The organism is Pseudanabaena sp. 'Roaring Creek', from assembly GCF_001402795.1.
Lineage (GTDB): Bacteria > Cyanobacteriota > Cyanobacteriia > Pseudanabaenales > Pseudanabaenaceae > Pseudanabaena.
Window position 1 is genome coordinate 1 of record NZ_LIRE01000107.1, and the last position, 8,687, is coordinate 8,687.

The following is an 8,687-nucleotide window of genomic DNA, read 5'->3' on the forward strand; positions in this document are numbered from 1 at the left end:
CCAGAGAGCGTACCGCCCGCTACGCGGGCGTTACGCTCTTCTAGGTTTTAAGATGGTGTAGCCATTTTTAGTTTTGGTATTAATTATGCCCAGCTACTTAGCGCTAAGTAGCGCTAAGTAGCAAAATTGAAGCCGATCTCAACTCATTTAGGATGGCTGTAGATTAATTGAGATTGATTGAGTTTTCACTTGAATTTTCACTTGAATTTTTAGTGGGTTTTAGGAGGTCAAGCCCTAACTATGGTGATTACATCATCTCAGGAGCTATTACTCCAAATCGGTCAAATTGCGGCGAAGAGTCAAGTTCCAATCAAAACAATTCGCTATTACGAAGAACTGGGCTTAGTAAAGTCAGCGGGACGTACCGAGGGAAAGTTTCGGTTGTTTGCCCCTGAGACGATCGCACGCATTGCTTTTATCAAGAGATTACAAAAATTAGGATTGAGCCTGCAAGAAATTGCTGAGATCTTGGCGGTTTATGATCGTGGCTTGGCTCCTTGTGCGGAGATTAAGCAGCAACTAGAGCATCAGATCCTAGAGATAGATCGGCGTATTACAGAATTAATGACTTTACGTAGTGAAATTAGTGAATTGCTAGAAGACTGGACACCCCAACCCCAAGCGATCGCTGGAGAGATTTGCCCGATTTTATAGCGTTTTTTGTAGCACAAGTTAACAATTTAGGGATCAAGAAAAGAATGGAAAAGACGATCATGCAACTGCGAGGGATGCATTGTGCCGCTTGCGCCACTAGCATCGAATCCACGACCAGTGCGATCGATGGTGTAATCAGCAGCAACGTTAATTTTGCGATCGCACAAATAGCGATCGCCTACAATCCCAAAAAGACGAACATCGATACAATTCAAAAAGCGATCGCTAATCTCGGTTACGAAGCAATCTTGCCAGATCGTTCGGTTGATGCCGTGGAGATCGATAAGAAATTTCGCCTAAGGGAATCACAAGCCCTCATGCGTAAAGTTGTCCTAGGTGGTGCAGTTAGTGCGACTTTGGTAATTGGCTCGCTTCCAATGATGACAGGATTAAACTTGCCGATTATTCCTGCTTGGATGTCACAACCTTGGTTCCAGCTTTGCCTCACCTTACCCGTGCAGATTTGGTGTGGTAGCTCTTTTTACATCGGCGCTTGGAAGGCTTTTAAAAATCACACCGCTACGATGGATACCCTAATTGCTTTAGGAACATTGGCAGCTTTTTCCTACTCTCTCACGGTCACTTTCAACCCTAACTTCTTCATTGTCCAAGGGCTGCAACCTGAGGTTTACTACGAAGTCTCGGTGGTGGTAATTACACTCATTTTATTGGGCAAGTTATTGGAAAATCATGCCAAAAGTGAAACCTCCGAGGCTATTCGGAAGTTAATCGGCTTACAGCCCAAAACAGCTAGAGTTCTTAAGGATGGAACCGAAGCCGATATTCCGATTGAGAATGTCCAGATCGGCGATATCATTCTCATCCGTCCTGGCGAGAAAATTCCCGTCGATGGGGAAGCGATCGCAGGAAGTTCCACGGTAGATGAATCCATAATTACGGGTGAAAGTATACCCATCGAAAAGCAAATCGGCGATCGCTTGATCGGGGCAACTATTAATAAAAACGGTAGCCTCCAGATGAGAGCCAGTCATGTGGGAAAAGATACCGTGCTAGCGCAGATTGTCAGCCTCGTTCAACAAGCTCAAGGCTCTAAAGCGCCAATTCAACGATTAGCCGATCTGGTAACGGGTTGGTTTGTGCCTATGGTGATTTCCATTGCGATCGTTACCTTCGTGATTTGGTTCGATGTGATGGGAAATTTAACATTGGCAACTATTTCCGCGATTGGCGTACTCATTATTGCCTGTCCTTGTGCCTTGGGGCTGGCTGCCCCAACTTCGATTATGGTGGGTACTGGCAAAGGAGCCGAGCATGGCATCTTGATTAAAGATGCAGGTAGTTTAGAACTCGCCCATAAAATCCAGACAATTTTAATCGATAAGACTGGCACAATCACCGAGGGTAAACCGACGGTGACGGATGTTTGGACGATCAATGGAGATAATAGTGAATTATTGAGACTGGTCGCAGCGGTCGAGCGCAATTCCGAACATCCTCTCGCGGAAGCAGTGGTCGCGCACGCGAAACAGCAGGGGCTAGATGTACCTGATGTGGTTGATTTTAAGGTGATCGCTGGTAGTGGAGTACAAGGCAAAGTTGGAAATGTCACCATTCAAGTTGGTACGAGGTTGTGGATGGATGAACTTCACATTGATACTGAGGTGCTCCATCCATATCAAAATGCTTGGGAAATGGGCGGTAAAACGGTGATTTTAATTGCGATCGATCGCGTAGCGCAGGGATTAATTGGCATCGCTGATAGGGTTAAGCCCTCTTCTCATGCGGCAATTCATAGCTTGCAGCGGATGAACATTGAAGTAGTCATGCTCACGGGAGATAATCTCCTCACCGCAGAAGCGATCGCCCGCGAAGTTGGAATCGAACGGATATTTGCCCAAGTGCGTCCAGACCAAAAAGCAGCAAAAATCCATGAATTGCAGTCCACTGGAAAAGTTGTGGCGATGGTTGGCGATGGCATCAATGACGCGCCTGCCTTAGCACAAGCCGATGTCGGTATCGCCATTGGTACGGGTACTGATGTGGCGATCGCCGCTAGCGATATCACCCTAATTTCTGGCAATCTACAGGGAATCGTGACTGCGATTCAACTCAGCCGCGCCACTATGTGCAATATCCAGCAGAATCTCTTTTTTGCTTTTATTTATAACGTGGCAGGTATCCCCATTGCCGCAGGGATTCTCTTCCCTTGGTTTGGATGGTTACTGAGTCCCATTATTGCAGGCGGAGCTATGGCATTTAGTTCCGTTTCTGTAGTCTCCAACGCTTTGCGCTTAAACCGCTTTCGACCAAAATTTTAAAAAAACCGACACCCACATTAAAAATCATGCTCAACATAAAAGCGATCGGGATACTCATTAGCCTCTGTCTCCTAACAGCCAACCCATTCCCAGCATTAGGAGACATGATGACAGAAAATTCCGCGCGATCGCCTAAATTCCCAAAAATTGAACAGCCTCTCTTGCTTAAAATTGGTCTCAGCGCTGGAGGAATTGCGCTCATTAGCGCTCAGCTATGGTGGTTTCTCGGTTACAAAAAGCAATCAGTCCCAAAACTGGAAGTCCCTTCTTCTCAATCAAGGCAAAAATAAGCCCCAAAAGAGGTCTGCCACGCTCCGCGTGGCAGACCTCTTTTGGGGCTTATTTCCTGATACAGTTGACGGCGGCTAAATTAAAAACTCAAACCTAGAAGATAGTCCCGTCCGCTAAGCGGACGGGACTATCTTCTGGGTTTGGAGACTAAAATCGATTTTCATACTCGATCGATATGCCTGTTTTTCCATCAGAGCCGTAATTGCCTCGTAAAAGCACATTCGGATCAACACGATAGCGGATCGAAAAGTTGGTGGGTTGGGTTGGGTCATTGATAATTCTTTGGAGGGCGATCGAGAAACTATTACTAATATCGATCGCTGCCTCAGCCGATAGCCCTAAAGTACCTGTCTTGCTGGTACTGGAGGTATTAGTTGTCACTGGACTGAGATTAAACTCCGCTAAGTTAAGCGCATCACCGATCGCATCTTGTAAGAAATTCAAAACCGTGCCACCCGCAAAACTAGCAAGGGAAGAGGCAGGATCGGAGCCTCCCTGTTGTTGCAAAACGCCACCACCAATCAGGGCAATAATTTCCGCTTGGCTGCGTGGTGGGCTACTCGTAAGGCGAATATCGGGCGCAAGGGCAGTGCCAGTTACACTCGCTTGAACGCGAAGGGTACGTTGCGCTCCCAAGTTGCTTACAGGAACTTCATTCGGACTAAATAAATCGTTGGGTCGATTGGAACTAATCGGTACGCGCGTAATCTCCGCAACGGCTCCCGTAACCCGAACATTGAGAGTCGGGTTCAACCCTTGGGCGGGTTTAAATTCGGCAAAGTTTTCGTAGGCGCGATCGAGACGGAATCGGGTTGAAATCGCATTAAACTGTCCGCGAGAAATAACTATTTTCCCTTCTGGTTCGGGACTAGCTAGGGTTCCATTAACAATTAAGGTTCCCTCACCTAGGAAGTTAAATAGAGGGAAGCGCGTTACCTGCATATTTTGCACCTTAACGGCAAGTCGCGAAAAGGCTACATCCGCTAGATTTCCCGTGTCGTTGCTACTAGTATTACCATTCTCGACACTATTACCGATGACAAATCTGCCATCGCCTAGCGCGACTTCACCTGTAATTACTGGTGCTAACAAAGCGCCTCTCACCAAGATGCGCGTATTGAAGTTATCAGAACTAATGTCGCGAATATTGAGCTTGAGCTTATCGGCATTAATCGCTAGAGCCTGTTGATATTCTGGACTGTCAACGGCGAGAAGGTTGGGATTACTGATCGGCAGAATTCCCTTTAGGGCAAGCTTCCCTTCACTAAAGTTACTGATAATATTGCTAACTAGGCGATCGCTAGTGAAGTCAATATTGCCTTGTACCTCGGTAAAGTCACCAGGCAAGCCTGCAATTTTAACTTTGGCATTGTCAACCACCATTTTGCCCGCGATTTTAGGATCTCTAGTGGTTCCACTTGCCCTGAGATTAATATTGCCTTTTCCGTCAATCCAGCGCACGGGCTGGTTAAAGATATTAATAAAAGCAATACCTTCATCTTTGACATCGAGCTTAACGTCAAAATTGCCAAATAGCCCAAAATTACCCACCGCGACCACCGAGTCCTTACCCGCCACCTTCATATTGGCATCGAAGTTGATATTGAGCTTATCGTAGTTAAACTTCACAGCTACAAAATCAATGGGCTGGCGATTGACCGAACCGTTGGTCAAGCTCAATTGACCTTTAATGCCCAGATCCAGCAAGGTAATTCCAGAAATAGAAAGATTGCCATTTACCTTACCTGTCAAATCAAAGGGAATGGCGCTAAAGAATGGGAGAGGGCGTAAAGATTCAATGGGGAAGTCTTTTAACTCGATCTCGCCACTTTGCTCGCGAAATCGGAACAATGGATTAGTTGAAGGGGTAAGCCTGATTCTTGCCTTGGTAATTCTGCCATAACTCTTGTCTGACTGGAAATTTGCCTTCGCAATGTTGAATACGCCATAGGCATAACGTCCTTCTATTTGAATGTCATCAACGGCAAACTTCCCATATTCAAATTTTTTGCCAACCACATTAAATCCTACGCGAATCCCCCTGCGTTGATTGAACCCAAAGGTAACTTTCCCCTTAATATCCCCTCGAAAATCCGTAAGCGGTGGTAAGTTGAAATTGCGGGCGGAATTCACCGTATCGATTTGCTCCTGTCGCAGTTCGATCTGGGTAATGTATTGCAACTGTTTGTAAAGAGGCTCTCCCATCAATCTAATTGCTTCTAGGGGCTGTAGCTCTGAAGCTCGATTTTTGGCAAAGGTAATGCCTTGACTGATATCGACTATATTTGCCCATTGCAGCGTGGCAAATACATCCTGTACCCTACCTTTAGTAATCTCAGCCACACCAGAAATGGGATCTTCGGCCTTGGGGTTATAGGTCAGATTGAACTTGTACTCGTTATTAACTTCTCCCTGACGAATGTTTACGTTTCCGTCTCGAATGTCTAAAATGCCGTTGGCATAGGCGATTTTGGCGATCGCTCTTTCCGCTACGACGCGACCAAAGCGCGGACGTTCCACGGTAATATCTCCCGTCGCCGTAGGATTATTTGTGTAATCAACGATTAAATTACTGGAAAGTTTACCGCTAACGTCGTTTTGTCCTGCTAGAGATGCTGCCATTGCCAAGGGAATATTCGCGATCGCTACTTGCAAGCGGCGGGGATTATTCTCCAGTCTGCGTCCCGAGGCTGTCGCTTCACCCAAATTCACATTAAAATCAATGGGACGGAAGGCACTATCCAACCTCGCGGCAATGCGATCACGCTTTCCCCGCAGATCGACATTTAAACCTCGATTGCCATCAAAATTGAGGTTGCCTTCGAGCCTCGGATCGAAGGCTAATTTGTCCACCCTCAAACCTGCAAGTAACAGATCCCCCGTTGCTTGGAGCACGCTACCGATACCATTTAAAGTGCCATTAAAGGTGAGCTTATCCAGCTCAATTTGATTGACCTTTAAGCCAGCGATCTGGACGTTGCCAGCCAGCCTAGGAGCCGTGAGTTCGCCATTAATCGAACCATCAAAATCAAGAGAACCGCGAGAGGGGGCAACTATTCCCTGCTTCGCAAAACTAGAGCCAAGGGAAGCGAGATCGACATTATCTAATTGTAAGGCTCCCGCAATTTTGAGCTTATCAATCGCCCCTGAGATATTGCCCCGAAAGTTAAGAATTCCCGATGCTTGAGCGGGAATCAAACTTGAGAGCGTCGTCAAACGGTTGATATTGACATTGCGCGAGATCAAATCAAGATTAACCCCTGCAATACCCGTAGGTAGCTGATTGGTTGCATTATTGGGAAATGCGAGATCGAGTTTCCCATTAGCAGTTAAGTAGTTACCGACTTGTAAAGAGGGAATCAGCAGATTTTTGCCATCCCAAGTGAGATTCGCCGAAATCGCATCGGGAACTTCCGTTAATCCCTGTGGCAAACGTACCGTCGCATCGGCAGTAATATCGGCTAAGGAAAACCCACCGCGATCGCTACGAAGATTGATTAATCCTTCGATGATGCCTTTTTGATTGAGAAGGAAGGCAGCTAAGGGAATGCCATTACTATTTAGCTGCGATTTCCAAGCTCCACTGACAATATTATAACTACCCGCCAGCCCGATCTCGCCTACGGGGAACCGCACCTTGGTATTGCGAATGGTGGCTAAGCCATCGTCAATAAAAACTTCTCCCTTCGCGGGATAGGTGGCGCTAGGTGCATCGAACTGTGCCAAAACTTGAGGATTCGCCAAGGCTCCAGTAATCTGTAAAGAACTAGTAACCTGTCCGATCGCAATTGGCAGCTTTACCCCATAAAGCTTAGTGAAATCTTCGGCAACTCCTACGAGGTTAGTAGTGAATAAAATCTCCGCAGGCTGATTTTTTTGTGGCAAACGAATTTGCCCTTCCCCTGTAAGTGTCGCCCCTGTGGATGCTGCCTGTACTTTTTTGATTTGTAAGGTGTTGAGGTCTTTTAATTCGATGGAGGCTAAAAATCGATCGACGACGATCCGATCGAAACTAACGGTTTTCGGCGTAGTGATATTGAGATTGAGAGAAGGCTTTTGCAAGGTTCCCGTGAATTTACCATCGAGCTTCACTTCACCCGCGATCGCAACGGGCGTTTTCACCCCAAAGCTTTCAATCCCTTTACCCAGATCGAGGGTTGTACTAGCAAAATTGAGGTTAAACCCTTTTTGCTGACTAAAACTACCATCCACCGTTGCCTTGAATAAGCCATAGCTCGCCGATAGTTCCTTTAAGGTTGCGTCTTTACCATCAAAACTAAATTGACCCGAAATATCCGTAATGGATTTGGTCAGTTGGGGGGATTTGATCGCCCCATCAGTAAGTTGAGCTGCGATTGATATTGTGGGAGTTTCTTTGCCAGCCGCGATCGTCACCTTGAGATCGGTATCGAGTTTACCTTTTTGGATTTCTATGGGTAAATTTACGGCAAACCCCTGGACAGCCGCAATTTGCAGGTCAATGGATTTCAGATCGACTGTCCCCTGCCCCCTAGTCAAATCCCAATCAACGGCAAAGGTGATGTTTCCCTTATTCCCCTCCTTATCGGCATTAGCAGTCTCGATCGCTTTTTTAAGCAGTTCGGGATCTGGTGGAGCATTGATCGCCGCGATATTGGGCAGGGTTAGGCGACCTTTGCCACTCATTTGTAAGCTTTGGTTGTTGAGATCGACAATTTTCCAATTACTATCGATCTGCACCTGACTGAGAGAAACCAATTCTCCTTTGGCGATCGTCTGAATGGTTAACTGTGCGTCGCTAAAGGTAATGGTCTTAAGGTCAATAAATCCTTCTTGAGTTTGTTTTTCTGGTGGGGTGATTTTGGGTAATTGCAGTAGACCTGTAACGTCCTGCTTAAGAAATACTTGCGGTTGCTCGATGATTGCATCTAGCCCAATCTGGCGACGAGTCACGTAACTCCACAAATCGACCTTGACCTCGATCGCCTCAACGGCTAAAAAGTTTGACTCCTTATCTGTCGGTGGTACGAGGGACTTACCCAATCTAATGCTCGAAAATCCTACTCTTTCAACTTTTCCCAGTTGTAAAGGACGTTTGAGGGCTTTGCTTAACTCGGTTTGAAGGAGGGGCGATAATTGCTCGTTGAGAAAGTAGCGTCCATACCAAAAAGCTCCTAAGCTCGTTGCTGTAAAGGCGATCGCAAATCCAACCCCCACTCGCCCGAGATTTTTGGCGAAGGTAGAGTTTGATGGTCTCTGCGGCGGTAGTTGAGCCTGTCCCACAATTTTTCACTCCGTTTGATGCCCACACGACACCATTTTACATATGTTATGTTCGCCTTGAAGCGACCTGCCAATTTTAAAAGCCTTGCTAAGTAATACCAAATCACAAAATGGCGTAGCCATTTTGTGATTTTTAAAACCCTTACTGGGTTTGGTTTTCAATTCCCAAAAGTGTAGCCACACTTTTGGGAATTGGTATAA

At 46.3% G+C, this 8,687-nt stretch carries 4 protein-coding genes; 3 read left to right on the forward strand and 1 reads right to left on the reverse strand.

What is annotated here, in order from left to right; translation table 11 throughout:
• Positions 1 to 240 precede the first annotated feature (240 nt).
• From AC805_RS03470 to AC805_RS03480, 3 genes are read left to right on the forward strand one after another with little or no spacing between them, the layout of a single operon-like run.
• Complete coding sequence (locus tag AC805_RS03470; protein ID WP_082429388.1) at positions 241 to 654, forward strand: heavy metal-responsive transcriptional regulator; 414 nt, start codon at positions 241 to 243, stop codon at positions 652 to 654.
• Between the two features lie 44 nt (positions 655 to 698).
• Positions 699 to 2,933, forward strand: a complete 2,235-nt coding sequence (locus tag AC805_RS03475; protein WP_055074120.1) for a heavy metal translocating P-type ATPase — start codon at positions 699 to 701, stop codon at positions 2,931 to 2,933.
• Positions 2,934 to 2,959: 26 nt separating this feature from the next.
• Entirely contained in the window at positions 2,960 to 3,223 is a 264-nt protein-coding gene (locus AC805_RS03480) for a hypothetical protein (protein WP_072143505.1), read from the forward strand.
• Between the two features lie 148 nt (positions 3,224 to 3,371).
• On the opposite strand, the gene AC805_RS03485 is transcribed toward AC805_RS03480, so the two are convergent.
• Entirely contained in the window at positions 3,372 to 8,486 is a 5,115-nt protein-coding gene (locus tag AC805_RS03485; RefSeq protein WP_055074122.1) for a translocation/assembly module TamB domain-containing protein, read from the reverse strand.
• Between the last annotated feature and the right edge of the window lie 201 nt (positions 8,487 to 8,687).